At 56.4% G+C, this 24,946-nt stretch carries 20 protein-coding genes, 2 rRNA genes and 1 pseudogene (1 of these 23 cut by a window edge); 9 read left to right on the top strand and 14 right to left on the bottom strand.

All coding sequences use genetic code 11. From position 1 onward, the window contains the following. Positions 1-50: 50 nt before the first annotated feature. The 5 genes from ACTG27_RS17295 to ACTG27_RS17275 all read right to left on the bottom strand — a co-directional run bounded on the left by ACTG27_RS17295 (position 51) and on the right by ACTG27_RS17275 (position 4,559). Positions 51-707 (bottom strand): DUF3313 domain-containing protein, encoded by a 657-nt coding sequence (locus tag ACTG27_RS17295; protein ID WP_439980044.1) that lies wholly within the window; start codon positions 705-707, stop codon positions 51-53. A 383-nt stretch (positions 708-1,090) separates the two neighbouring features. Beyond that, positions 1,091-2,227, bottom strand: coding sequence for an ABC transporter substrate-binding protein (locus ACTG27_RS17290; protein WP_439980043.1), 1,137 nt, complete (start codon positions 2,225-2,227; stop codon positions 1,091-1,093). A 57-nt stretch (positions 2,228-2,284) separates the two neighbouring features. After that, positions 2,285-2,920 (bottom strand): LysE family translocator, encoded by a 636-nt coding sequence (locus tag ACTG27_RS17285; RefSeq protein WP_439980042.1) that lies wholly within the window; start codon positions 2,918-2,920, stop codon positions 2,285-2,287. Positions 2,921-2,960: 40 nt separating this feature from the next. Beyond that, complete coding sequence (locus ACTG27_RS17280; RefSeq protein ID WP_201948423.1) at positions 2,961-3,782, bottom strand: helix-turn-helix transcriptional regulator; 822 nt, start codon at positions 3,780-3,782, stop codon at positions 2,961-2,963. Positions 3,783-3,842: 60 nt separating this feature from the next. Beyond that, positions 3,843-4,559: a substrate-binding periplasmic protein gene (locus tag ACTG27_RS17275; protein WP_439980041.1), complete on the bottom strand. Its 717-nt coding sequence runs from the start codon at positions 4,557-4,559 to the stop codon at positions 3,843-3,845. 298 nt (positions 4,560-4,857) lie between these two features. On the opposite strand from ACTG27_RS17275, the gene ACTG27_RS17270 reads away from it, so the two are divergent. Beyond that, complete coding sequence (locus ACTG27_RS17270; RefSeq protein WP_439980040.1) at positions 4,858-5,397, top strand: hypothetical protein; 540 nt, start codon at positions 4,858-4,860, stop codon at positions 5,395-5,397. A gap of 45 nt (positions 5,398-5,442) precedes the next feature. Here ACTG27_RS17270 and ACTG27_RS17265 read toward each other — a convergent pair whose 3' ends face one another. After that, complete coding sequence (locus ACTG27_RS17265) at positions 5,443-6,642, bottom strand: 3-deoxy-D-manno-octulosonic acid transferase (protein ID WP_439980535.1); 1,200 nt, start codon at positions 6,640-6,642, stop codon at positions 5,443-5,445. A 236-nt stretch (positions 6,643-6,878) separates the two neighbouring features. On the opposite strand from ACTG27_RS17265, the gene ACTG27_RS17260 reads away from it, so the two are divergent. Then, positions 6,879-7,940, top strand: coding sequence for a glycosyltransferase (locus ACTG27_RS17260; RefSeq protein WP_439980039.1), 1,062 nt, complete (start codon positions 6,879-6,881; stop codon positions 7,938-7,940). A gap of 46 nt (positions 7,941-7,986) precedes the next feature. Here the strand turns inward: ACTG27_RS17260 and ACTG27_RS17255 are convergent, their stop codons facing one another. From ACTG27_RS17255 to rfaD, 4 genes and pseudogenes are all read right to left on the bottom strand, one after another. Further along, positions 7,987-8,745: a glycosyltransferase family 25 protein gene (locus ACTG27_RS17255; RefSeq protein WP_439980038.1), complete on the bottom strand. Its 759-nt coding sequence runs from the start codon at positions 8,743-8,745 to the stop codon at positions 7,987-7,989. Then, positions 8,742-10,013: an O-antigen ligase family protein gene (locus ACTG27_RS17250; protein WP_439980534.1), complete on the bottom strand. Its 1,272-nt coding sequence runs from the start codon at positions 10,011-10,013 to the stop codon at positions 8,742-8,744. The genes ACTG27_RS17255 and ACTG27_RS17250 overlap by 4 nt, the downstream gene beginning before the upstream one ends. Continuing rightward, a pseudogene (locus ACTG27_RS17245) lies at positions 9,997-11,755 on the bottom strand (polysaccharide deacetylase family protein). Before ACTG27_RS17245 ends, ACTG27_RS17250 begins: the two are co-directional and overlap by 17 nt. A 118-nt stretch (positions 11,756-11,873) precedes the next feature. Next, on the bottom strand, positions 11,874-12,830 hold the full coding sequence (gene rfaD / locus ACTG27_RS17240) for an ADP-glyceromanno-heptose 6-epimerase (protein WP_005340846.1): 957 nt from the start codon (positions 12,828-12,830) through the stop codon (positions 11,874-11,876). A gap of 158 nt (positions 12,831-12,988) precedes the next feature. On the opposite strand from rfaD, the gene ACTG27_RS17235 reads away from it, so the two are divergent. From ACTG27_RS17235 to ACTG27_RS17215, 5 genes are all read left to right on the top strand, one after another. Further along, the gene (locus tag ACTG27_RS17235; RefSeq protein WP_005340848.1) at positions 12,989-13,633 is read left to right on the top strand and encodes a TetR/AcrR family transcriptional regulator; all 645 of its coding nucleotides are present in this window, start codon (positions 12,989-12,991) and stop codon (positions 13,631-13,633) included. A gap of 115 nt (positions 13,634-13,748) precedes the next feature. Further along, positions 13,749-14,939: a glycine C-acetyltransferase gene (locus tag ACTG27_RS17230; RefSeq protein WP_005342487.1), complete on the top strand. Its 1,191-nt coding sequence runs from the start codon at positions 13,749-13,751 to the stop codon at positions 14,937-14,939. A 55-nt stretch (positions 14,940-14,994) separates the two neighbouring features. Beyond that, the gene (gene tdh, locus ACTG27_RS17225) at positions 14,995-16,023 is read left to right on the top strand and encodes an L-threonine 3-dehydrogenase (RefSeq protein ID WP_005340852.1); all 1,029 of its coding nucleotides are present in this window, start codon (positions 14,995-14,997) and stop codon (positions 16,021-16,023) included. Between the two features lie 197 nt (positions 16,024-16,220). Then, on the top strand, positions 16,221-16,676 hold the full coding sequence (locus ACTG27_RS17220) for a c-type cytochrome (protein ID WP_058056430.1): 456 nt from the start codon (positions 16,221-16,223) through the stop codon (positions 16,674-16,676). A gap of 84 nt (positions 16,677-16,760) precedes the next feature. Then, on the top strand, positions 16,761-19,037 hold the full coding sequence (locus ACTG27_RS17215; RefSeq protein WP_439980037.1) for a putative bifunctional diguanylate cyclase/phosphodiesterase: 2,277 nt from the start codon (positions 16,761-16,763) through the stop codon (positions 19,035-19,037). Positions 19,038-19,039: 2 nt separating this feature from the next. Here the strand turns inward: ACTG27_RS17215 and rep are convergent, their stop codons facing one another. Further along, complete coding sequence (gene rep / locus ACTG27_RS17210) at positions 19,040-21,052, bottom strand: DNA helicase Rep (protein WP_005340859.1); 2,013 nt, start codon at positions 21,050-21,052, stop codon at positions 19,040-19,042. Between the two features lie 181 nt (positions 21,053-21,233). On the opposite strand from rep, the gene ACTG27_RS17205 reads away from it, so the two are divergent. After that, positions 21,234-22,454: an aminotransferase class V-fold PLP-dependent enzyme gene (locus ACTG27_RS17205; RefSeq protein WP_439980036.1), complete on the top strand. Its 1,221-nt coding sequence runs from the start codon at positions 21,234-21,236 to the stop codon at positions 22,452-22,454. A gap of 13 nt (positions 22,455-22,467) precedes the next feature. Beyond that, entirely contained in the window at positions 22,468-22,902 is a 435-nt protein-coding gene (locus tag ACTG27_RS17200) for a SufE family protein (RefSeq protein WP_362785747.1), read from the top strand. A gap of 21 nt (positions 22,903-22,923) precedes the next feature. Here the strand turns inward: ACTG27_RS17200 and tcdA are convergent, their stop codons facing one another. From tcdA to ACTG27_RS17185, 3 genes are all read right to left on the bottom strand, one after another. Further along, positions 22,924-23,760 carry a tRNA cyclic N6-threonylcarbamoyladenosine(37) synthase TcdA gene (gene tcdA / locus ACTG27_RS17195; protein WP_362785750.1) on the bottom strand — a complete coding sequence of 279 codons (837 nt, stop codon included), beginning with the start codon at positions 23,758-23,760 and terminating at the stop codon, positions 22,924-22,926. Between the two features lie 194 nt (positions 23,761-23,954). Further along, positions 23,955-24,069 (bottom strand): 5S ribosomal RNA (gene rrf / locus ACTG27_RS17190). A 122-nt stretch (positions 24,070-24,191) separates the two neighbouring features. Further along, positions 24,192-24,946 (bottom strand): 23S ribosomal RNA (locus ACTG27_RS17185) (it continues 2,135 nt past the right edge of the window).

The raw sequence follows: 24,946 nt of genomic DNA, 5'->3' as shown, positions 1-24,946 counted from the left end.
ATTGCAGCCCAAAAGGCTCCCGCTGCGCCCCGCTTGGACGCACCAATCGATCAGCGCCCCAGATTGTCCGCCAGCTGTTTGGCGCGGCTGGCCGCCCACTGGTCGATCATCTTCTCCATCTCCTCAGCGGTGATGGGCTCATCCTTGTGGGTGGTATCCGTGCTCTCGCGGGCATCCATCACCCGCACCAGCAGCTTGCCACTCTGGGAGTCGAGCAGCTGGGCCATGCTGCCCACCTTGAGCAGGTAGGGCTCCTTGCCGATCACTTCGCGGGTGACATTGATGGCGATCTTGGCCGGCAGCAGGTCACGCAGCTTGGGGTCGGGGCGAGTCAGGTCGAAGTTGGTGACGGCGGCCTGGATCCGCATCACTTTCGGGCCGGGGGCGGCGGCAATCTTGACGCCCTGCTTGATCAGCTCGCTCTGGAACTTGTCGTGGTAGTAGCGGCCAATCTGGTTCTGTTCGTTGGCGGTCAGCAGATACCACTGACCGTTCTCCTGCCGGATAAACTGCAACGGATCGAGCAGCACCTCATTGTATTGGCGCAGGTCAACACCCGGCTCCTTGTAAACGCGCTGATTGGGGTTGCTCTCGCTCTGCTGGAAGGCTGTCAGCGGGATCGCCTGCAAGCTGTGGGATACCTGATTCTTGACGGCGCAGCCACCCAGAAGGGCCGCAGCCACGGCAACCATCACGACCTTTTTCATATTTGCTCCTGCATTTTACTGTTTGTTTTTGCTGTGGATTTCGCACCACATGGCTGGAGAACCCGTGCCGGATGCCGCCAATGTCACAGAGAAATAACCTATTCATCACCTTCCCACAAGGGACAGATCAGGATTGTTCAGCTCACATCCAAGTTGTCACAATTGAGGCACTTTTGTACAGGGTCAGCCAGGGTACGAACGGCAATCTGGCGAGGGTTCGGTTGTTTAATCCGGCTAAATGGGGCTGCGGAAAGCGCTCAGTTTTTTCAAACGATGCGAGCCCGCGAGCGGCGTGAGTTGAACGGGGGAATGCCCTGGAACGGGCGATGACCGATCATCAGCCATCTTGCGCACACTTGCCTGCCGCCGAAGAAGCGGCAGGCTCATTCATCAGTTATCGGATCCCAGGGGCACTGCTTGACCAGCCCCTCTTTGCCGCTGGCGACGATCGCCTGCTGCACCATCCGTTTGTAGCGATTCTTGATATGGGCGGGCAACGCGGGCACCAGCAGCCGCTCGTCAAACTCCGGCAGCGGGCGATCCGGCAGCACCGCCTGCTCCTGCGGGCTGAGGGGTGGCCGGGAGGCAATATTGCTGGCCGAGATGGTGGGCGTGCCCACCAGCATCTGGCGTTGCAGCGGCGCGCTCAGCAGAAAATCCACCAGCAGGTAGGCGGCCTTGAGCCGTGCGGGATCATCGCCAACATGACGGGCGATGGAGATCGCATCGAGGGCATAGATGGCCCCCTCCTGCACCATGGCGATCCGCCACAGCTGATCGTTCTGCTTGTTGCACTCCACCAGCTCCAACCCCCAGGTGGTGGCAAAGGTCTGCTGGCGCAGATCCTCGCAGCGGTTGGCCTGATTGAACCAGAAGCCGCGACTGGCTCGCAGCCGCTGCGAGAGCTGCTGCTCCACCTCTTGCTGCAAGGTCTTGTCGGCCAGCATCTCGCCGCTGGCAAACAGGGCGGGCGACTTGCCAAGGGAGAGCAGCACCGAGAACAGCAGCGGTTCGAACTGGTCGCAGAACTCGGCAAACTGGCCCGGCGGCGAGCTGTTGGCGAGCACCTGCCAACTGGTGGGCGCTTGCGGCACCTGCTTGCTGTCATAAGCGAGGCTGAACATGGCGTAGGAGAAGGGCACCGAGTAGTTGCGCTCTCCCTGCTTGTCATACTCGGTGTTCTTGAGGGCGGGCTTCACCTCGGGGTAGTGCTGCAGGCGGCTGAAATCGATGGGGAGCAGCAGCTTGAACAGCGGCTGGTGATGGGCCTTATAGAAGTAGCTGGTCGGCAGCACCACATCGGCGCTGCGGGTGCGCAGGGCGCGGTAGACGCTGTCGAAATCGGTCAGCAGCGGCTCGATCCGGCTGACCGTTGCCTCCACCCCATGGGCTTTGGCGTAGTCGGCAAACTGTTGTTCATAACCCGCTGGCAGATAGCCCCACTCCAGCAACTTGAGCTGAACCGGGGCCGCCAGCGCCGGGGTCATCCCCAACAACCAGCAAAGAGGCAGTAGACGCATGGCCGGGTACTCCTGACAGGTAAACCTTGTTGCAGTATAGGCCCATGCGCCCACCCGTCAGGCCACCAGCTCGGCCCCCATGCTTGCCAGAATGGAGAGGCTGACCACCGCAAACAGCACGCCGGTCACCAGATTGAGCGGCCGCTGCACCCGCAGCAGCAGGCGCTGGGCGCGATCGGTGGAGAGGCTCCACGCCAGCAGCCCGAACCAGCAGAGGGAGATGATGAACAGCTCGCCCACCAGCAGGCTGCGGGTCACCCCGTCCACCTCTGGCGTCACCATGGCGGCCAGCAGACCGATAAAGAACACCAGCGCCTTGGGGTTAAGCAGGTTGGTGGCAAGGCCAGTGCGCACGCCCCTACCCCAGCCGCGCAGCTCGTTGGCGGCGCTGGCCATCATGGTACTGCTCTGCTGGCGAGCCGCCATCAGGGCGCCCCACCCCAACCAGCCCAGATAGAGGGCGCCGCAGCACTTGATCACCATAAACAGCAGCGGGTGACTGGCGATCAACATGCTGATCCCGGTCAGGCTCAGGGTGGCGTGCACCATGATCGCCAGCGAGATGCCCAGCGCCGCGCCAAGAGCGGTCGGCCGGTGCAGGCTGGTGCGCAGGATCAGGGCGAAATCGGGGCCGGGGCTGGCCAGTGCAATCAGGTGCATCAGGCCGAGGGTAACGAACAGACTGGTCAGCATAACAACTCTCGCTTTAACGACGGAGAGCCAGCATGGCGGATCAGCGGGGGGCGCGGCTTGTAAAAGATTGCATCTGGGCACGAAATTCGGCAGGTGTCAGACCGAATGCCTGGCGAAAGCCGTGGTGGAAGTGACTCTGATCGAAGAAGCCGACCGCCAGCGCCACCTCGCTCACCGCCATCCCGCTCGCCAGCAGCCGCTTGCCCTGCTCCAGCCGCAGCCGTTTCAGCCAGGCGTAGGGGGTCATGCCGCTGCGCTTCTTGAACTGGCGCAGGAAGGCGAAACGGTCGAGCCCAAGCAGCCCCGCCAGCTCTTCCAGCGAGTGGGGCTCGTCGAGGGCGGCCATCAGGTAGTCGCGCAGGAATCGCAATTGGGGATCCGCCAGCTGGTGTACCTCGGGGGGCAGATGCAGCAGCTCCCCCAGCAGGGCGAGCAGCTGGCTCTCGATCAGCAGGCCATCGGCCTTGGGGTTGTCGAGATAGCCGTGCAGCTGGGCAAAGCCCTGATAGAGGTCGGGGCGGCTCTGTAATCCCTTGTCGAAGAAGGGTTCCGGCTGCTCCGGCAGCCAGAGCGCCAGCTGCTGGGGATCGATGGCGAAGACCCGTACCTCATACCCTTCCGGCAGCAGGCTGAGGCCGTCGTGCACCTCATCCGGGTTGACGGTAGAGAGCACCCCGCGCACCAGATGGTGGCTGTTCCCCTTGTGGATAAACTTCTGGCCACCCCGCTGCACCAGCCCGATATGGTAGTCGAGATGGACATGGCGGCCGTAGCTGAACGCCCTGTGGTGGGAGTGTGACAGCTCGACCCCCGGCAGGTGCGGGGATTGCCAGTAGCGGATAAGGGAATCGGTGGTATTCATGGGTTATAGATACACCAGAAGCGAGCCTTGGACTTGTAGATTATTGCACGCAACCCCCTCTCAACGCCCCCACAGCCGCGGGGTTGGCTCCACCAGTGAGGCGAGCGGCACCCGCTCCACCATCTGACGCATACGCTGCACCAGTTCGGGATTGCCATCCCCCAACGACTTGTTCAGCACGATATGCACCTGCAGCGGGGTGACCGGCAGGTAGATGAGGCGGGTCGCCGCAGGGAGCTTGGCGCGAAAATGGTTGGCGGAAATATCGTTGGAGAAGAGCGCGGCATCGATGCGCCCGCGCAGCAGCTTCTGCATGTTGCCATGCTCCCAGCTGAGCTGGGAGAGGGTGTCGATATGGATCTGTGGATGCTGCAAGAGCGGCGGCACGATCGCCTGACTCGACCAGCCGATGGTGGTGCCGAAGAGATCTTCCTGCCGTTCGACCGAGTGAAGTCGCGATGGCACCAGTACCACCAGCACTGGTCGCAGCAGCAACAGGTGGGGGTCGATATAGCGGAAATGACTAGCACGCTCGGGACTGTAACTCAGCAGCGGGGTCAGATCGCACTCGCCGCTCTCGAGGTTGCTGAGCAGCCGCGCCACATTGAGCCCCTGCCACTCGATGGTGCGCCCGATCGCGGGTTCGATATGACGGCGAAAGTAGTCGATCACCGGCCCGGAGACCTCGCCCTGCTGATCGATGGTGACCAGCGGCGCCAGCTGAAAGACGCACCCCCGCAGTGGCGCGTTGATCGCCACGGCCTGGCTGATGGTCATAAGAGGGAGAAGAAGTGCCGATAGCAGTAATAACAAACGCATACCCGAACGAGAGATGCCCATAGGTGCCGACCCGATACCCTGATAGCCATCAGCATGGCACAAGGCAAAGGGGCGGGCTATCCGCTCCCGCCGCGCTTCGACCTCTTGCGCCACCTACTCCCATGACCAATGGGCCCCGTTTTATTGAAGTGAAAATCAATACTTCCGCTGCTTTGATGGATTTTGGTCTCTTGAGATATAGTGCGGGCCCACTCATCAAACCGGCGGATGAGCGCCCCGCCGGACAGGTAGATTCATGAGACTGTTTTTGCTGTTGTTGTCGTTGTTTGCTGCGACTGTAAGTTCTGATGAAAAGCCGCGCCTGCCCTATTACGACTGGGGTCGCTGCCCGTTTGAAGGTTGCACCTATAAGACATGGACCACCAAGCAAGAGGTGATTGTCAGAGCCGAGCCATCCCTGACGGCCAAAGCGCTGTTCCGGCTACCTCGCGGCCAGCAGGTGGAAGGGCTGACCGGGGTTGTCATTACCGAACACCCGGGGATCGTCGAAATACTCAGATCGGTCAAGCTGGGCTATAGCAAGGAGGGAAAAGGGCCACTGTTGAATATGAAGGCAGGGGAAACGCTTTATATCCTCGGCGAACTGGGCGAAGGCAATAGCCTGTTCTGGTACAAGGGCAAAACCTACATCCTCGATTATGACTATGCGCGCAAAGAGATCAGATACGGCCGGTCACCGCAGAACCGGTGGTGGGTAAAAGTTCGGGACAAGCAGGGGCGTGAGGGTTGGGTTGCCGAAGCCAAAAACTTCGCCCATATGGACCGTTTAGAATAGTGACAGCCAGCCCACCGAGTTCGGGGGGGGCTGGCCGTGGATGACTCACTGCTTGGGTTGCAGCTTCATCTCTTGCAGATACTCCAGCACCTGGGTTTTGTAGTCCGCCTGATAGGAGAACTTGGTGCTATCGCACGCCGCAATCAGGTTGACCGCGGTGCAGAACAGGGTGGCTGCCAGCAACCCCTTGCCAACCCACTGCGGATGACGACGGCTCCAGCGCACCAACAAAAGCAGGATCGGGAACAGGGCGTAGGGGAAGATCAGCATCAGGTGCCAGTAGTTGAAGATGATGGGCGAGAGCGCCGCACTCACCAGCACCGCCAGCACCGCCGCCAGCGCATAGAGACCGAGCCAGCTCTCGCCATCCACAGGCGCGCGGTCGCTGCGCAGCAGACGCGGCTTGAGTTCGCGCCACAGCTGCCAGTTGGCCTTGGCCGCCAGCAATACGGTCGCCGAGCCTACCCCGTAGATCACCACCCGCCACAGCCAGACTGCCGCCATCTGCAGGTATTCGTGCCCAGCCAGCCAGATGAACTGGGTGTCGTTGACCAGCTTGCTGGCAAACAGCCAGGAGCCGTAACGCAGCCAGTAGAGCACTGATTTCAGCACCGGATAGACATGCACCAGCCCCCAGCCGATATAGCGCTGGCGCGCCTCGGGATCGACGTTCTGGGTGATATGGCTGTTGCTCATCACTTCCATTGCGTAAGGGATCAGGGAGGCACCGGTCAGCAGGGTAGCCACCACCACCCCGCTCCAGCTCACCTTGAGAATGCGGCGCCAGAACAGATAGGTGGACATTACCGCCAGCAGCGGCCAGGAGTAGTGCAACTGCATCGCCATGCCGATGGCCAGCAGGTGAACAATCATGTGCCAGAAGGAGGCCCGCTCGCGCATATGCCAGGCAGACCAGCAGTGCATGGCCGAGAAGAGGAACAGATAGGAGGGGTTGTAGAGCAGACTCTCGTACTGGAACCAGGGATTGAGCCAGCAGAGCACCAGAAACAGCAGACGCACCCTGTCATCAAACACCTGACGGATCACCGCATCAAACAACAGGAATCCGACCAACCGCATCGCCAGCAGCAACACCATGGGGGCATAGGGAGAATCCCACAGCAGCAGCGGCCCGCCAATCAGCCAGGCCGACAAGCTCCCCGGCACATTGCCCACCGCACTCGCCGCATTGCCATAGCTGAGCCAGACCCCCTCATAAGCTCCAAGATAACCCTTATAGAGCATCTGGGTCTGATCGCCGGTGAGGAGTTGGTGATCGGAAAACAGCCAGGAAAGCAGCAGCCCGGCAAATATACAGGCCGCGAATAATGCGTTATGGTAGCGCCCACTAAGACCAATCATTGATCCACACCTATTGAAAAAATTGCTAACGACTTTAACAGTTGCCACCTGATTTTGCTCGTTTACGATTCACATTTTTAGTAGATTTACCAGTCAGTTATGAGACCCGCGGAGCAGTTATGACCCCACCAGTTAAAAAGTTTTTATTCATTGTTGAAGACTTGTATGGTGGTGGTGCGGAAAAGGTTTTGCTCAATACCGCATCATTGCTAAAAGATGCCGGTGCAGATGTAACTTTGTTTACCTTGCGGGAAAAAATAGACCATACATTGCCCGACAATATTCATCCTATCGATCTTGGCATTGTCACAAAACTGACCAAAGCCATATCCAATATTGCGGTTGAAAAAATACAAGCGTCGCTGATCCTGAAAAGAATCAAAGAGATTTCACCTGACGTCATCATCTCATGCTCATGTGATAAAATTACCAGACACCTGCCTGATACACTGAATATCTATTACTGGATCCACGGCAATGTCACCGGTTTTGCCAAAGACAATGCCAAAGGATATGAAAAATTCAAGCGCTTCTATAATGGCAAGAAACTGATCTGCGTATCTCGTGGCATCGCGGACGACATTTTGCAAAATGTAAAAGCTACTCCCAAATCGTGTCAGGTTATCTACAATCCGTTTGATATCGAGAAAATTCAGGCGTTGGCCAATGAGCCTTTCAGCAAGCCATTCGACAAGTATTTTATCCATGTTGGCACCTTCGAAGAACGAAAACGCCACGATCGTCTCTTGCAGGCATATCAGCTAAGTGGCGTTGATACGCCACTCGTCCTGATGGGCAAAGGGGAGCTGCGTCCTCACATTGAAGCCATGATCGAGGAGATGAACCTTGCCAGCAAGGTGAAGATCATCGATTTTCAGAAGAACCCCTACCCCTATATCAAAGCAGCTCAGGCGCTCATCCTGACATCCGATGCTGAAGGATTGCCAACAGTGCTTATTGAAGCACTTATCTGCCACACCCCGGTGATCAGCGTGGATTGTCCGTCTGGGCCGGCTGAGATCATCACCTCTGATATAGAGAGATATTTAGTTCCTTTAAATGATGTTCATAAACTAGCTCTGGCTATTTCTGATATGGATGACTACCGTGCCATTATAAATGGTAGCTTATCTAAAGCGTTCTCCAAAAAAGAAACTGTCACTACTTTTATGTCTCTATAAAAATGGTGATTTTATATTTAAACCACCATTTTTAGTTAAAAAACAATCAACGTCGAAAATTTTTAATATAGATAGCAATATTAAATAAATAGCTTAATAAATCGCCGCGAAAACGAAACACTTCTTTTCTCGCTCTCGAAAATAGAGAGCGTTTTCCTTTGTTTTCTCGTTCAGAATATCCAATTTCAGATGGCAGGTCTGTTTGCAACACGATCGGAGGCTCAATACCATAGTCACAAACACCATGAATATGTTCACTATCCATATAATCATCCACTGGCCACCACCATGACTCTGAGTAACTGAGAAATTTTTCCGCAGCTGTAGGCGACAGCGCGTATCCATGGCAGCAACTCGGCCCTCTCAAATACTTGACGAGTGAGTGCCCCTCTACTCCACTAAGATGTTGCATAGAATAATATGCGCCAAATATTGGCATCTTTTTAAGTGGTCCTCGCCCTAATCGCACATAACGATAATGTGATAAGATATCATCGAGGTCTTTGAGACAATTTAAAAACGAATCTGAAACATCTACATCATCCTCTAAAATTAATATTGGCTCTTTTAATAAAACACACTTTGCCCACAATGCTCTATGACTTGAAAAACAGCCTCTTTCACCCAGAGTTAGTGAGTGACCCTTCTCTTTTATTCTTTGCTCATCATCATATCCTGGAGTTTTTTCTACGCGACCATCTACCGCGGAGAAAAACTCAAATGCAATGCCTAAACCAGACAAATGCTTTGTGATACGCTCTCTACGCTCACTGGAACGTTCCAGACTAACAACATATATCTTCATTGTTGATTCTCATTATTAATTGAAACTGATAGTGCCAATACTAAAGAGAAGACAAAAAACGAGATGCCTGAATTATGACAAAAATAGGCTTGACTAAGATGATAGTCAGCTGTTGTTAAACAAGTGACAATAACGAGAACGCCTCCACTATATGCAGGCGACTCTTGTGCCATAATCGAGAACCTCTTCCTCACCAATAGGATAGGAACACATAGCATGGCAAGCAGTACTAACAACCCTATAATTCCACGTTTTGCCATCTCTTCAAGATATTGGTTATGTGCATGATAGTTGAAGTTATATATGAAATTAGTGATTTTATTTTCTTTTAATTGTTGTTTCTGTGACTCACGTAAACCATTTTGTCCCCACCCGAAAAATGGCTTCTCCTTAAATGAATCCCAAGCACTCCCCCACAATTGAAAACGAATGCCAAGCGATGTATCCAAGTTAGTACCATCAATGTACTGTTCTATATCAGTTTTCGCAGCATAAAATCTTTTCAACATGCCTGTTTGAGGTGTAAGCACCATAGCCATAACAATTGCAAACAAAAACAACAATCCTTTTTTTTCATTATTTGTAACAATTTTTCTATACAGAATTAATATCGAAATAATCACGAATGGAAGCAATACCCAACCACCTCTGGCCCCGGATAAGAAGCTCCCAGTAAAACCAGAAATTGCACCTAACATATAAAGGTAAGAAAAATACTTAGCATTTTTAACTCGATACCAAAAATAGCCACATAGACAAAAAAGGCCAAGTGACATGCTAATATTTCCAGATTGTATTGGCATTGAATAAAAATCGAATGCTCGCTCATATCCGAGATAGAATTTATCGTAAATTGCGGTGCTGGCTGCTATTAACGCACCACAAACGAACCCACAAAGTAAAACTTCCAACTTAACTTTATGTTTAGCAAGTATAGGGATCACTAGAGCAGCCATTAATGCCCGACTTGGTCTATCTAATTGGCTAAATGAACTACCATCGACAATAACAGATATTAAAAAAAGAACGAAGTATGATAAAAGCAATGATGCAATTATTTTATGTTCTTTCTCCATGGCAGAGAGGTACTCTTTACGCCAAAAGACAAAAAGACTCACTATTGCCAGCAACGCGGGGCCATATGAGTATCCACTTGGAACAGCAAGAGCAAGCGCGCCAAACAAAAAAGCCGAGGTTTGCACCACAAGAGGTACAAACCTCTCTTTATTCACTAAGACCATCATTCTTTTCTCACTTTCTAAAAACATAATTCCCACGAATTTTGCGCCACAACCCGAATACATCGGTACGGGGGAAGATGGCAATCCGACGGATCTGGAAAGGGTCCTGGTGCATTGCTTTGGGGCCGCTATTGGTAGCAACGGCAAAACGATACCCGGCAGCGATAGCCTGCTCCTTGGCGCTGTCGTTCATATCTCCGTAAGGGTAGGCAAACGAGAGCAATGGATGGCCAAGCAGGGCCTCCAGTTGGTGTTTATTCTCCTGAATTTCATGGGCTTGTTGTTCGGGTGTGAGCTTGCTCAAACGTGGGTGAGTCAGGGTATGACCACCAATTTCCACATGACCGCTGGCGGCCAACGCCTTGACCTGCTCACCACTCATCAATGAGACCTTGGTATCCGGATTGGTCGGATGCTCCACATCCCAACGGTTATAACCTTCGCCGGTGACCACGTACACCACAGCTTTGTAACCATATTTTTCCAGCAGTGGCAGCATGCGGGTCAGGTTGTCCTGATAGCCATCATCGACAGTGATCATCAGGTACTTCTTGCCGTATTGCAGACGGTGGATAAAGCCTTTGTCCGCCAAATCACGGAAAGTCAGGGTTTCGTAGCCTCCACTTCATCAGTCGCAGATGCTTCTCGAACATGGTGATCGGCATCCAGGTGCCATGCACTCCTTTCTCGCTATCCTGCTCGATAAAACGGTGGTACATGATGACGGGCATCTCGCGGCGCAGTGTTTCGACTACGGCATCCTGATAGATGGTTTCGAGGCCAGATACTACCCCCTGCAAGCCATACTCATCCTGAATGCGTTGACGAATGACTTCCGGCACCGTCTTGCTGGCCAGGGCGGTCTCGATTTCTCCCTTCAGGGCAGCAAAATCGATAGCCAGATCCTTGAGGCCGATATCGCCAAAATTGCTGGCCAGCGCCTCGTCCAGATTTCGTTCCGTCACCAGACCAATGGCCCTGGCTTCACCAATGGCAAAGGCGGGCCGACCACAGAGCAGTGCTTCCATCGCTACCCGACCCGCGCCGATAACCAGATCGCAACTCGCCAGCAGAGCGGGCACATCATCGACATAGCCAACAAAATCGGCGTGTCCTTCGAAACGGGCAAAGCGCTCCGGCACCTTGGTACCGCTGACAATCCGCACCTTGCAGGCATCCAGATCGAGTACCTCGTCGAGCAGACGGTAACAGAGCTCCCCTTTGGGGCCGCTCAAACGGCCAATGATGGCAATCACCAGATTTGGATTATCCGGCGCAGGCACAGGCTGGAATTTGTCGGTTTCGATACCGTTGCGCAGCACCTGCACAATCGCGGGATCCACTCCCAGATTGTCGACTATCTGATGGGCAATATCTTCACAAACGGCAACCGCCCGATAGCCGAGTGCATGGAACGCCTTGCGCGAAGCGTGCACCGGCTGGCGACCATGCACCGTGGTGATCATCGGGGTGCCAGTCAGCTTGCAAGCCACATAGCTGCTCCAGCCGGAGGCGCGGGAGTGAGCATGCACCAACTGGATATGGTGCTTTTTGATGAGATAGATAAGGTAAAAGACGTGCCAGAAACGGCGCAAGATGCTGCGCTTGTTGAATCGAAGCTTGAAGACGGGGCCAAGGGTCGGCTTGGTCAGGGTATCTGACACATAAAAGACGTTGTGACCACGCCGGGTCAGTTCGTTACCGACCGTGGTGGCATAGACCTCAGCTCCCGTTACCTCGAGCTGGGAGAGTGCCATCAATATATTCATCGCGCGGTTACCCGATAGAGAAGAGAGGAACGGCAAGCAGCCACAGAGACCAGAAACCGGAAGCAGGCGAGTGCCCACTTCCGGTTTTGCGCTCAAACTGCCGCGTTGTGCTCACCCGTTAGCGGTTGAGCCAGGCCATGTAATCCGCTACCCCTTCGGCAACGGTTTTGAACTCGGCGTCATAACCCACGCTGCGCAGCTTGGTCATATCAGCCTGGGTGAAGCTCTGGTAGCGGCCCTTGAGGTGATCTGGGAAGGGAATGTACTCAATGGCTCCCTTCTGATGATGCTTGATCACTGCTTCGGCCACGTTCTGGAACGGCTCGGCACGGCCGGTACCGCAGTTGAAGATGCCGGAGTGTTGCGGGTTCTGCCAGAACCAGAGGTTTACCTTGCAGACGTCATCGATATAGATGAAGTCACGCATCTGGCCACCGTTCGGGAAGCCATCGCAACCTTCGAACAGCTTGGGATTCTCGCCCTTCTTCACCTGGGTATTGAGGTGGAAGGCGACGGAAGCCATGGAGCCTTTGTGCTGCTCGCGCGGGCCGTAGACGTTGAAGTACTTGAGGCCGACGACCTGAGAGTTGATCTCCGGCATCCAGCGGCGCACGTACTGGTCAAACAGCTGCTTGGAGTAGCCGTAGACGTTGAGCGGCTGTTCGAACTTGGGATCTTCGATGAAGTTGTCGTTGCGGCCACCGTAGGTCGCGGCAGAAGAGGCGTAAATGAACGGGATTTCACGCTCGATGCAGTAGTGGAACAGATCCTTGGAGTACTCGTAGTTGACCTCCATGATGAACTTGCCGTTCCACTCGGTGGTAGCAGAGCAGGCGCCTTCGTGGAAGATCACCTCGATGCCGTTGTCCCACTCTTCAAACTCGTCACCGGAGACGATGCGCGCCTGAAACTCGTCTTTGTCCATGTAGTCAGCGATGGTCAGATCGACCAGGTTGACGAACTTGGTGCCGTCGGTCAGGTCATCAATGACCACGATATCGGTCCGTCCTTGAGCGTTCAGCTGCTTGACCAGATTGCTGCCGATAAAGCCAGCACCGCCAGTTACTACGATCATGGAGTTTGCCTCTCGTACGTTGATGGCTACATGTGACTGCTTGTTAAAGCTGTGTATAGTGAGCCAATTTGAAATTGCCGAAAAGTTTATCACGGGCCGTCCGGGGATTCGACCTTGTTCAAAACTGCCCCGAGCGGAACCTGTTGGAGGAATGAGTGATGAAAACCAGAGACAGGATCATTCACAGCGCGACCGAGCTGTTCAACGATCAGGGTGAACGCAACATCACCACCAACCACATTGCGGCGCACATGGGTATCAGCCCGGGCAACCTCTACTACCACTTCCGCAATAAAGAAGACATCATCCACTCCATCTTCGACCAGTATGCCCGTCACCTGAGCGAGAGCTTCGTGCCGACCCGCAACCGTGAAATCACTCTGCAGGATCTGATGGGCTATCTCGATGCCATCTTCTATCTGATGTGGCAGTTCCGCTTCTTCTACGCCAACCTGCCGGACATCCTGAGCCGTGACGAACCGCTGCAACAGAAGTACCTCAAGGCCCAGGAGCAGATGCGCTCCTCCGTGGTCGCCCTGCTCAGGAGTCTGCGCGAAGGCGGCATCATAGATGTCAGCGATGAAGACCTGCCAGATCTGGGCCAGACCATCAAGATGGTGGTGACCTGCTGGATCCCGTTCCAGATTGCCCAGGCCCCCAACACCCGCATCACCAAACCGCTGCTCTATCAGGGCGTGTTGAAGGTGCTGTTCCTGCTGCGCCCCTATGTGCAACCCCAGGTTGCCGGACAGATCCAGCAGCTGGAACAGCACTACCGCCAGCTGGCCCAACCAGCTGGGTGAGATCTGTTTCACATTTGTTGAATATCAGCACAATCATTTGAATTTACCGCAACAGATTGCAGTAAAATGTCGCCCTCTGTTGATACGCAGCTGAAATAGCCACTAAGGATCGAGGATGTCTAACGGATTCTATCGTCACCTGACCGAGCAACTGAACCAAGTGCAAGCTGAAGGGTTGTACAAGCAGGAGCGCATCATCACCTCCGCCCAGCAGGCCAGCATCGCCGTCGGCGGTGAGCAGGTATTGAACTTCTGTGCCAACAACTATCTTGGGCTGGCCAACCACCCGGATCTGATCGCTGCCGCCCATCAGGGACTCGACAGCCACGGCTTCGGCATGGCCTCGGTGCGCTTCATCTGTGGCACCCAGGATCAGCACAAAGCGCTGGAGCAGAAGATGTCTGCCTTCCTCGGCACCGAAGATACCATCCTCTACTCCTCCTGTTTCGATGCCAATGGCGGTCTGTTCGAGACCCTGTTCGGCGCCGAGGATGCCATCATCTCCGATGCCCTCAACCACGCCTCCATCATCGACGGCGTGCGGCTGTGCAAGGCCAAGCGTTATCGCTACGCCAACAACGACATGGCCGAGCTGGAAGCCCAGCTCAAGCAGGCTGACGCCGATGGCGCCCGCTTCAAGCTAATCGCCACCGACGGTGTCTTCTCCATGGATGGGGTCATCGCCGACCTCAAATCCATCTGCGATCTGGCAGACAAATACGATGCGCTGGTGATGGTGGATGACTCCCACGCCGTCGGCTTTATCGGCGAAAACGGTCGTGGCACCCACGAATATTGCGGCGTGATGGATCGGGTCGACATCATCACCGGCACTCTGGGCAAGGCGCTCGGCGGCGCGTCCGGCGGCTATACCTCCGGCAAGAAAGAGGTGATCGACTGGCTGCGTCAGCGCTCCCGCCCGTACCTCTTCTCCAACTCGCTGGCCCCCTCCATCGTTGCCGCCACTATCAAGGTGATCGACATGCTGGCGGAAGGTCACGACCTGCGCGCACGTCTGAAAGAGAACAGCCGTTACTTCCGCGAGCGAATGAGCGCCGCTGGCTTCACTCTGGCTGGCGCCGACCACGCCATCATTCCGGTGATGCTGGGGGATGCCAAACTGGCCTCCGAAATGGCAAGCCGCATGCTGGCAGCCGGCATCTATGTGGTGGGCTTCTCCTTCCCGGTCGTGCCCAAGGGCCAGGCCCGCATTCGCACCCAGATGTCTGCCGCCCATACCCGCGAGCAACTGGACAAGGCGATCGACGCCTTTATCCGCATCGGCCGTGAACTCGGCGTTATCTGATTTGAATCAAGGGGCTGCAGCCCCTTTTTTCTGCATTCATATTGAAGGAACAGCCATGAAAGCACTCTCCAAACTGCACAAAGAGGTCGGCATCTGGATGACGGATGTGCCGGCCCCCGAGCTCGGCCACAACGACCTGCTGATCAAGATCCGCAAAACAGCCATCTGCGGCACCGATATCCATATCTACAACTGGGACGAGTGGTCCCAGAAGACCATTCCGGTACCCATGGTGGTCGGCCATGAATATGTTGGGGAAGTGGTCGCCATCGGTCAGGAGGTGCGCGGCTTCGCCATCGGCGATCGGGTCTCCGGTGAAGGGCATATCACCTGCGGTCACTGCCGTAACTGCCGTGCCGGGCGCACTCACCTCTGCCGCAACACCATTGGTGTTGGCGTCAACCGCCCGGGCGCCTTTGCCGAGTATCTGGTGATCCCCGCATTCAACGCCTTCAAGCTGCCGGACAATATCCCGGACGAGCTGGCCGCCATCTTCGACCCGTTCGGCAATGCGGTGCACACCGCCCTCTCCTTCGATCTGGTGGGTGAAGATGTGCTCATCACCGGGGCAGGCCCCATCGGCATCATGGCCGCCGCCGTCTGCCGCCATGTGGGTGCGCGCCACGTGGTGATCACCGACGTCAACGAATATCGACTGGAGCTGGCCCGCAAGATGGGCGCCACCCGCGCGGTCAACGTGGCCAAGGAGAAGCTGGCCGACGTGATGAGCGAGCTGGGCATGACCGAAGGCTTCGACGTGGGGCTGGAGATGTCCGGCGTCCCGAGCGCCTTCCAGGAGATGCTCGACAAGATGAACCACGGCGGCAAGATCGCCATGCTTGGCATCCCCCCCTCTACCATGGCCATCGACTGGAACAAGGTGATCTTCAAGGGGTTGTTTATCAAAGGGATCTATGGCCGCGAGATGTTCGAGACCTGGTACAAGATGGCCAGCCTGATCCAGTCAGGGCTGGATCTCTCCCCCATCATCACCCACAGATTCCACATCGACGAATTCCAGCAAGGGTTCGATGCGATGCGCTCCGGCCACTCCGGCAAGGTGATCCTGAGCTGGGATAAATAACCCTTTTCACCCTTTGGTTACTCGAAACCCGGCGAATGCCGGGTTTCTTTTTATCTCCACCACCCAAATTGCCGTGATATCGCCCAAAACTTTGTGCGCAGAGTGTTTAACACTTCACACACAAGCGTTTAAATGGCTGTAACTATTCGGTTATAATCCCGTCGTTTACATGGATAATAAAAGACTGCTGGGAGTATATGAGCGTGTTGAAAAAACTGAGCTATTTGCTGGCTGTCGGGATGACGGCCGCCAGCTTGTCTGGGGCAGTGCTTGCTGCCGATGAAATGTCACCGGAAGCCATTGCCGAGCGGATAAAACCAATCGGTCAGGTCTATACCGCCAAGGATCTGGAAGGTATTGCCGGCGCGAGTGCTGCACCTGCTGCGACCGCCTCCTCCGGTCCCCGCGATGGCGAAACGGTATACAAGGGCGCCTGCTTTGCCTGTCACGACACCGGCGCCGCCGGTGCCCCCAAACGGGGTGACAAGGCCGCCTGGGATCCTCGCATCGCCCAGGGCATTGATACTCTCAAGAAACATGCCATTGAAGGCTTTACCGGCAAGTCCGGCATGATGCCTCCGCGCGGCACCTGTGCGAACTGTAGTGATGAAGAGATTGAAAACGCCATCCACTACATGATCGACAAGCTGTAAGTATTTGAAAGGGCCGCAATTGCGGCCCTTTCAATCTATCGGCTTCCGACTACTCTTGTAAGGTAGACATATCGGGAGTTGCACATGTCGGCCCAATCCATCGAACCCCACTACTCAACTCCCCTGTTGGCGTTGGTCTCTGCCATTATGGACTTCCCGGCGCCACAAACCGCCACATCTGACGATTACGATGCCCTGATCCAGCAGATTGACCAACTCTGCCCGCTGCAACATTTCGGCATGCTGGGCCTCTCCGATACCGGTCTGAACTGGCTTTACGCCTACAAGGTCAGCGACATCTTCAAGCAACAGCTGGGCCGGGAGCAGTCCCGTATAACCGATCAACTCACCCAGCTGGATGAGGCCGAAGGGTGGTGCGTCTTCCCCATCGAGCATGGCCAGATACAGTGGTTGCTGGCGCGTGGCACACCAGCCGACCTGCCGACCCTGCGTCTGCTGCTGGAGTGTCTGGCCAAACGGCTGACCGAAACCCAGGCGGGATCCCATCTCACCGAGCTGCCTTCGCCGCTGATCCGCAAAGACCCGAACTGGAAAAAGAAAATCGAGAGCATCAGCCGCATCATGCGGCTCGCCAATACCCTGCCGGCTCAGGCGCTCTTCTCCCAGCTGGAAGCGGTACTGCGCCAGATGCTCACCATCGAGGACATGCTGCTGGTCAGGTTAACCAGTCAGAAGCTGGAAAAGATCTACCCCGCCCATCCCCATCAGGGAGACGAGTTCATCAGCGGCTTGTGCCACAGCACCAGCAATATCGAGGTGAGCAGGGAGTCACGCTACTGGCACAGCATGCCGCTGCGGCTGCAACAACAGTACTTCGCCCACTTCATCATCAGCACGGCTCAACCGCTGGAGACCGACGACAAGCTGTTTCTCGGCTTCTTGCGTGGCCAGCTCACCCTGCTGCTGGAGCTGAGACGGATCCGCCAGCAGCTCAACGACATCAATACCGAAGACTCCATCAACCAGCGGCTACAACAGCTGCGTCAGACCAACCTCAGGCTGCAAAAGCAGCTCAAGCAGCATCAGGAGCTGGAACGGCGGCTGCAATTCGATGCGCTTCACGACCCGCTGACCCAACTTCCCAACCGCGCGCTGTTGATGAACCACCTCAACCACGCCATGACCCACTACAACCGCTACAAGTCGCCGGGATTCGCGGTAATTTTTATCGATGTGGATCATTTCAAGCAGATCAATGACACCCTGGGCCACAGTGCTGGCGATCAGCTGCTCAAGGAAGTCAGCCGCCGCCTGCAGACCTGCATCCGGCAAAACGATCTGGTGGCCAGACTGGGGGGCGATGAGTTCGTCATCTATCTGGACAGCAGCAAGAGCGACGATGACATCAGCCCGGTGCTCAACCGCATTATCAGCCGTCTCTCCTACCCGTTCCGGCTACTCGGCAACGAGCTGAGCATTACCGTCAGCCTTGGGGTATCGAGCGTATCCGAGCAAACCTCAGATATCAGCCAGCTGCTCCATCAGGCCGATCTGGCCATGTATCAGGCCAAACGCAATGGTCGCAGTCGCATCGTCAGCTACTCGGATGATTGCATCAACCAGAACTGGAATTCGCCGGAAGAGATGCTGGCCAGAGCCCTGCGGGAGGGGCGTATCGTCCCCTACTTCCAGCCTGTGATCCGGCTGCAGGATAGCCGCCTGACCGGACTGGAGGTGATGGCGCGCTGGCTGACCGAGGAGGGGATTCTGAAGGATGCGTTCGACTTTATTCCGCTGGCAGAGCAGTGCGGCCTGATTCTGGAGCTGGATTACCAGATCCTGCGCCACACCTGTCAGCAACTGAAGAACTGGCTGCCAATCTCCGGGCAGAGCAAGTTCAAGGTCGCCATCAATCTGTCGGGCAAGCATCTGGTCAACCATGACCACATCATGCGGCTGATGGGAATTATCGAAGAGGAAGGGGTCGCCCCCGGCTATCTGATTTTTGAATTCAACGAGCGGGAGCTGTCGCGGCAAGATTCCGATGCGCTGGCATCCCTGCATGACCTGAGGGCTAAGGGTATCCAGATCAGCCTCGATGATTTCGGCACCGGCTTCTCCTCCCTCAACGCCTTGTTCCACTTCCCGGTGGATTACATCAAGGTGGATGACAGCTTTACCCAGAGGATGCTGCAATCGCCCAAAGATTTGGCGCTGATCCGCGCCATGCGGGATATCTGTCAGGATCTCGATTACACCCTGGTCGTCGAGGGGATCGAGAACCAGCAGCAGTTGCAGAAGCTCATCGATATTGGCTGCCGGATGGGGCAAGGGCGCTATATCTCACCGCCCATGCCGGGAGCAGACATAGTACCGCTACTGACCCCGGCCAATCCTTAGGGTTAATCCTTCTTGAACAACGCCCGCAGGTTGGCAACACCGACCTGCCCCTTCTGCTGGCGCTCCTCGGCGGTCACCTTCTTCTGGTTTTCCCATTCAAGGTCATCCTGCGGCAGCTCCAGCAGGAAGCGGCTCGGCTCTGGCCGTACCGACTCGCCAAACTGACGCCGCTCCTTGCAGAGGGTAAAGGTCAGCTCGGTCTGGGCCCGAGTGATCCCCACGTAGGCGAGCCGCCGCTCCTCCTCCACATTGTCTTCATCGATGCTGGTCTGGTGGGGCAGCAAGCCCTCCTCCATCCCCACCATGTAGACATAGGGAAACTCCAGCCCCTTGGAAGCATGCAGCGTCATCAACTGCACCTGATCCGCGTCGTCCTCCCCTTCGTTGCGCTCCATCATGTCGCGCAAGGTGAGGCGAGTGACCACCTGTGCCAACGTCATCGACTCTTCCAGCTCATCTCCTTCCAGCATCTCGGTGATCCAGCGATAGAGAGTGGAGACGTTCTGCATCCGCATCTCGGCCGCTTTCGGGCTGGGTGAGGTCTCGTAGAGCCACTCTTCGTAGTGGATCTCCTTGATCATGTCCCGCACCGCCTCCACCGGATTGCCACGCAGCGCCTGATCGCCAAGGCGTACCAGCCAATTGGTAAATGCCTGCAGGGCCACGAGGCCGCGGCCGGAGAGGTGCTGCTCGAGCCCCAGCTCGAAGCTGGCAGCAAACAGACTCTTGCCGCGCTGGTTGGCATACTGACCCAGTTTTTCGAGGGTGGTGGGGCCAATCTCGCGGCGCGGCAGGTTGACCACCCGCAGGAAGGCGGTGTCCTCATCCGGATTCACCAGCAGCTTGAGGTAGGCCATGATGTCCTTGATCTCGGTGCGGGAGAAAAACGAGGTACCGCCCGAGATACGGTAAGGAATCCGGTTGGTCATCAACGCCTTCTCGAAGATGCGCGACTGATGGTTGCCCCGATAGAGGATGGCGTAATCCTTGAACCGGGTGCGGTTCATAAACTTGTGGCCCATCATCTCGGCGGCGATCCGCTCCGCTTCGTGCTCCTCGTTCTTGGCGAACAGCACCTTGAGCTTCACCCCCTCATCCAGCTCGGAGAAGAGCGCCTTGTCATAGACGTGGGGATTGTTGGCGATCAGGATGTTGGCGCACTTGAGGATACGCCGCTTGGAGCGGTAGTTCTGTTCCAGCTTGATCAGCTTGAGGCTGGGGAAATCTTCGCTCAGCAGCACCAGATTCTGTGGCTTGGCACCGCGCCAGGAGTAGATGGACTGGTCGTCGTCCCCCACCACAGTAAAACGGGCCCGCTCGCCGACGATCTGCTTCACCAGCTCGTATTGGCTGGTGTTGGTGTCCTGATACTCATCGACCAGCAGATAGCGGATCTTGTTCTGCCAGCGCTCGCGTACCTCCTGATTGCTCTTGAGCAGCAGGGTCGGCATCACGATGAGGTCGTCAAAATCCAGCGCGTTATAGGCCACCATCTGGCGGTGATAACGTTCGTAGAGCTGGGCCATCAACACCTCTTCCGGCCCACGGGCGATGCGCATGGCGCGGGCTGGCAGGATAAGGTCGTTCTTCCAGTTGGAGATTTGGCTGATAAGGGCCGAGAGCTTGTCCTTGTCGTTGTCGAGCTCGTCTTCAGTCAACTCTTTCAGCAGCGCCAGCTGGTCGGTGTCATCGAACAGGGAGAAGTTCGCCTTGAGATTCAGGCTCTTGTGCTCCCGACGAATGATATCGAGACCCAGGGTATGGAAGGTGGAGACCATCAGCCCCCGCGCCTCCTTGCGACCCAGGGTCTGGCCGACCCGCTCCTTCATCTCCCGCGCCGCCTTGTTGGTAAAGGTGACCGCAGCGATGTTGCGCGCACTGTAGCCGCACTGCTGCACCAGATAGGCAATCTTGTTGGTGATGACGCGGGTCTTGCCCGATCCGGCACCCGCCAGCACCAGGCAAGGGCCGGAGACATACTTGACCGCTTCGTTCTGATTGGGGTTGAGCTTCATGGGCCGGATCTCTTGGCTTATGATGAGGGGCGGCATTGTACCAGAAATCACCGGACGAGCCGTACCTGCTGCACGGCAGGCAACCGCCAATCGGGCTTATCGCGCCTTGTGTTCGGGCGCTATTTTCAGGATCATGGCCGACCTTTCGAGATGATGACTTTTTCCAGATGATGAGGGGAGCATGAATCAGCAACAGCACGACCAACTGCGCAGCCAGTTTCCGGCCTTGACGCAGGAGGTAAACGGCCACCCTCTGGTCTATCTGGACAACGCCGCCACCACCCAGAAACCGCAAGCGGTACTGGATGCCATCGCTCACTACTATCGGATCGACAACGCCAACGTGCACCGTGCCGCCCACACCCTGAGTGGCCGCGCGACCCGTGCCTTCGAGGCCGCCCGCGAAACGGTCGCCCGCTTTATCAATGCGCCCCGCAGCCACGAAGTTATCTGGACCCGTGGTACCACAGAAGCGATCAATCTGGTAGCCCAGAGCTGGGGGATGAACGAACTCAAGACAGGGGACGAAATCATCCTCAGCACGCTGGAGCACCACGCCAATATCGTCCCGTGGCAGCTGGTCGCCCAGCGTACCGGCGCGGTGATCCGGGTTATCCCACTCGATAAGCGGGGCGATCTCGATCTGGCCGCCTATCACGCCATGCTGGGAGCACGCACCCGGCTGGTGAGCGTGGCCCACGTCTCCAATGCCCTCGGTACAGTCAATCCAGTCAAAGAGATAGTGGCTGCCGCCAAGGTAGTCGGCGCTCTGACCCTGATCGACGGTGCTCAGGCGGTGGCTCATCTCGACGTCGATGTGCAAGCCATCGGTTGCGACTTCTACGCCTTCTCCGGCCACAAGCTCTATGGCCCGACCGGCATCGGTGTGTTGTGGGGCCGCACCGAGCTATTGGAGCGGATGCCGCCCTGGCAAGCCGGTGGCGAGATGATCGATCGGGTCAGTTTCAGCGGCACCACCTTCAATACCCTGCCTTTCAAATTCGAGGCGGGCACCCCCCATATCGCTGGCGCTATCGGCCTCGCCGCCGCTATCGACTTTGTGATGGGGCAAGATCGGCAATGGCTTGCCCAGCATGAGCAAGCGCTGACCGACTATCTGGTCGCAGGCCTGCAACAGGTGCCGGGGCTGCGTCTAATCGGCGAACCCAATCAGCGCGCCGGAGCGGTCTCGTTCCTGCTGGAGGATATCCACCCGCAAGATGCCGCCACCCTGCTCGATATGCAGGGGATCGCCCTGCGAGTCGGCCATCACTGCGCCATGCCACTAATGGAGTCGCTCGGTATCGGTGGCACCATGCGCGCCTCGCTGGCCTGCTACAACAATCGGGATGATGTCGACGCCCTGCTGGCCGCCCTGCACAAACTCAGTGACTTCTTCTAAGGCAGACAACCGAATGAGTGACCTCGCAAGCTATACCCAGATTGGCCTTGAGCCCAACGCCGACACCATCCGCCAGCAGTTTGCCGCCGCTCATGGCTGGGAGAACCAGTACCGGCTCATCATCCAGCTCGGCAAGCAGCTGCCAGCACTCCCCGCCGAATGGCAGCAGGAGAAGTTCCGCCTCAAGGGGTGTGAAAGCCAGGCCTGGCTGAAGGGAGAACAAAGCGAGAATGGCTGCTGGCACTTTGCCTGTGACTCCGATGCCCGGATCGTGCGGGGCCTTATCGTCATCGTGCTGGCGGCACTCAACCACCAATCGTCTGCGGCGATCCAGGCTTTTGATATGGAAGGGTATTTCACCGAACTGGGGCTGGAAAAACACTTGAGCCCGTCACGAGGTAACGGGCTCAGAGCGATCGTGCTGGCGATCCGGGAGCAGGCAGTCTAACCCGCCTTGTTCATCGGTCGATTACGCTTCGCTAATCGACCCGGCGTTTTCATTCCCGGCCTCTTTCTCGGCGCGGGCACCCCGCTCGGCAATTTTCTTCAATACCCGGGACGCGGCAACCAGCCCGAAGGTTGCCGTCACCGGCGTCACAGCGCCAAAACCGGAGGCGCAATCCATCTTCATGGTGCCATCGCTGGCCGCTTTGGCCTGACAGGTACCGCCATTGCCATCCGGATAACTCAACTGCTCGGTTGAGAAGACACACTCCACTCCGAATTTGCGCGCCGGATTCTTGCTGAAGTTGTGCAACCGGCGCAGGTCGGAGCGCACCTTGGCCGCCAACGGGTCTTGAATAGTCTTGGCCAGATCCGCCACAGTGATCTGGGTCGGATCCATCTGCCCGCCGGCACCTCCCGCCACAATCACCGGGATCTTGCTGCGCTTGCAGAAGGCAATCAGCGCTACCTTGGCCTTGACTGAGTCGATAGCGTCCACCACATAGTCAAACTCCCGCTTGATATGCTCGGCCAGGTTATCGGCGGTGACGAAATCATCCACCTCGCTCACTTCGCAATCCGGATTGATGGCGCGAATACGCTCGGCCATCACCTCGGTCTTGAGGCGACCGACCGTCCCCTGCATAGCGTGGATCTGGCGATTGGTGTTGGTGATGCAGATATCGTCCATGTCGATCAGGGTGATCTGGTTGATACCGGCACGGGCCAGCGCCTCGGCTGCCCAGGAGCCCACACCGCCGATCCCCACCACACAGACCTTGGCCTGGCTAAAGGAACGCAGGGCGTTCTGACCATAAAGACGGGCAATGCCCCCGAATCGCTGTAGATATTCTGCTTTCATACCACCACCTTGCTTGAGGGCGGCCATTATAACGGCAACCAGAGCCAGCGGCGATGGCAGAACCGGAGAAAATCGAGGAGGAAAAATGGAGAAAACGGCAGGGAAGAGGGAATAAAAGGTCAGTTATCTGACGATTTTCTAAATTGCAGGCAATAAAAAACCCCGCTCGATGAGCGGGGTTTCTTGTATTGGGTGCCTGGCAGTGTCCTACTCTCGCATGGCGAATGCCACACTACCATCGGCGCTACCGCGTTTCACTTCTGAGTTCGGCATGGGATCAGGTGGTTCCACGGCGCTATGGCCGCCAGGCAAATTCTTAATCTAGAAAGCTGACGTGAGTAGTGATGTTGCGCTTGGCTTGTCACTATCACTGAATTTGAGTAGTTCGCTTGGTATCTGTTACAAGCCTTAGAACACTTCTTGGGTGTTGTATGGTTAAGCCTCACGGGTAATTAGTATGGGTTAGCTCAACACGTCGCCGCGCTTACACACCCCACCTATCAACGTTGTGGTCTCCAACGGCCCTTTAGGACCCTCAAGGGGTCAGGGATGACTCATCTCAGGGCTCGCTTCCCGCTTAGATGCTTTCAGCGGTTATCGATTCCGAACTTAGCTACCGGGCAGTGCCACTGGCGTGACAACCCGAACACCAGAGGTTCGTTCACTCCGGTCCTCTCGTACTAGGAGCAACTCCCTTCAATCATCCAACGCCCACGGCAGATAGGGACCGAACTGTCTCACGACGTTCTGAACCCAGCTCGCGTACCACTTTAAATGGCGAACAGCCATACCCTTGGGACCGACTTCAGCCCCAGGATGTGATGAGCCGACATCGAGGTGCCAAACACCGCCGTCGATATGAACTCTTGGGCGGTATCAGCCTGTTATCCCCGGAGTACCTTTTATCCGTTGAGCGATGGCCCTTCCATTCAGAACCACCGGATCACTATGACCTACTTTCGTACCTGCTCGACCTGTCCGTCTCGCAGTTAAGCTGGCTTATGCCATTGCACTAACCTCCTGATGTCCGACCAGGATTAGCCAACCTTCGTGCTCCTCCGTTACTCTTTGGGAGGAGACCGCCCCAGTCAAACTACCCACCAGGCACTGTCCGCGAGCCCGATTCAGGGCCCTGCGTTAGAACATCAAACATACAAGGGTGGTATTTCAAGGACGGCTCCAGCGC

The organism is Aeromonas sp. 97A, assembly GCF_051919185.1.
Classification (GTDB): Bacteria; Pseudomonadota; Gammaproteobacteria; order Enterobacterales; family Aeromonadaceae; genus Aeromonas; species Aeromonas veronii.
Note: the sequence above shows the minus strand (reverse complement) of the source record. Positions and strands in the feature narration are given on the sequence as shown.

Coding starts and splice junctions, on each gene's coding strand:
- ACTG27_RS17295 (WP_439980044.1), bottom strand. CDS start 707: ATGAAAAAGGTCGTGATGGTTGCCGTGGCTGCGGCCCTTCTGGGTGGC.
- ACTG27_RS17290 (WP_439980043.1), bottom strand. CDS start 2,227: ATGCGTCTACTGCCTCTTTGCTGGTTGTTGGGGATGACCCCGGCGCTG.
- ACTG27_RS17285 (WP_439980042.1), bottom strand. CDS start 2,920: ATGCTGACCAGTCTGTTCGTTACCCTCGGCCTGATGCACCTGATTGCA.
- ACTG27_RS17280 (WP_201948423.1), bottom strand. CDS start 3,782: ATGAATACCACCGATTCCCTTATCCGCTACTGGCAATCCCCGCACCTG.
- ACTG27_RS17275 (WP_439980041.1), bottom strand. CDS start 4,559: ATGACCATCAGCCAGGCCGTGGCGATCAACGCGCCACTGCGGGGGTGC.
- ACTG27_RS17270 (WP_439980040.1), top strand. CDS start 4,858: ATGAGACTGTTTTTGCTGTTGTTGTCGTTGTTTGCTGCGACTGTAAGT.
- ACTG27_RS17265 (WP_439980535.1), bottom strand. CDS start 6,642: ATGCTCTATAAGGGTTATCTTGGAGCTTATGAGGGGGTCTGGCTCAGC.
- ACTG27_RS17260 (WP_439980039.1), top strand. CDS start 6,879: ATGACCCCACCAGTTAAAAAGTTTTTATTCATTGTTGAAGACTTGTAT.
- ACTG27_RS17255 (WP_439980038.1), bottom strand. CDS start 8,745: ATGAAGATATATGTTGTTAGTCTGGAACGTTCCAGTGAGCGTAGAGAG.
- ACTG27_RS17250 (WP_439980534.1), bottom strand. CDS start 10,013: ATGTTTTTAGAAAGTGAGAAAAGAATGATGGTCTTAGTGAATAAAGAG.
- rfaD (WP_005340846.1), bottom strand. CDS start 12,830: ATGATCGTAGTAACTGGCGGTGCTGGCTTTATCGGCAGCAATCTGGTC.
- ACTG27_RS17235 (WP_005340848.1), top strand. CDS start 12,989: ATGAAAACCAGAGACAGGATCATTCACAGCGCGACCGAGCTGTTCAAC.
- ACTG27_RS17230 (WP_005342487.1), top strand. CDS start 13,749: ATGTCTAACGGATTCTATCGTCACCTGACCGAGCAACTGAACCAAGTG.
- tdh (WP_005340852.1), top strand. CDS start 14,995: ATGAAAGCACTCTCCAAACTGCACAAAGAGGTCGGCATCTGGATGACG.
- ACTG27_RS17220 (WP_058056430.1), top strand. CDS start 16,221: ATGAGCGTGTTGAAAAAACTGAGCTATTTGCTGGCTGTCGGGATGACG.
- ACTG27_RS17215 (WP_439980037.1), top strand. CDS start 16,761: ATGTCGGCCCAATCCATCGAACCCCACTACTCAACTCCCCTGTTGGCG.
- rep (WP_005340859.1), bottom strand. CDS start 21,052: ATGAAGCTCAACCCCAATCAGAACGAAGCGGTCAAGTATGTCTCCGGC.
- ACTG27_RS17205 (WP_439980036.1), top strand. CDS start 21,234: ATGAATCAGCAACAGCACGACCAACTGCGCAGCCAGTTTCCGGCCTTG.
- ACTG27_RS17200 (WP_362785747.1), top strand. CDS start 22,468: ATGAGTGACCTCGCAAGCTATACCCAGATTGGCCTTGAGCCCAACGCC.
- tcdA (WP_362785750.1), bottom strand. CDS start 23,760: ATGAAAGCAGAATATCTACAGCGATTCGGGGGCATTGCCCGTCTTTAT.